The organism is Lachnoanaerobaculum sanguinis (genome assembly GCF_033242365.1).
GTDB lineage: Bacteria > Bacillota > Clostridia > Lachnospirales > Lachnospiraceae > Lachnoanaerobaculum > Lachnoanaerobaculum sanguinis.
In genome coordinates this window covers 1-269 of the sequence record NZ_BTHK01000099.1, presented here as the reverse complement: position 1 = coordinate 269, position 269 = coordinate 1, and the positions used below count along the sequence as shown (strand labels likewise).

The 269-nt window shown below is 37.2% G+C and carries 1 pseudogene; it reads right to left on the bottom strand.

Features of this window, described 5'->3' with window-relative positions:
* A pseudogene (locus SBH76_RS13690) lies at positions 1-269 on the bottom strand (IS1634 family transposase); the annotation flags it as partial.

Genomic DNA, 269 nt, shown 5'->3' with positions numbered 1-269 from the left:
GACTCTCCTATGAAAGAACACCCGTCATATACTTGGTCTTCAGAGATTGTAGAGCTGCCGTAAATGTATGGAAAGACATGAGAGGCTGTCTTTGACTTAGAGCATGGTGATATAACCCTTGCATAAATAAGTTGTGTAATTAAGTCAAATACAGAGAACTGAAAACGCATTTGAGAAGCAAGTATATCAATAGTTTCCTTAACATCAAGCTCATCAATCAATGAGTAGAGCAAGAAGTGTCCTATATTAAGTTCAACAGGAGTGGAAAA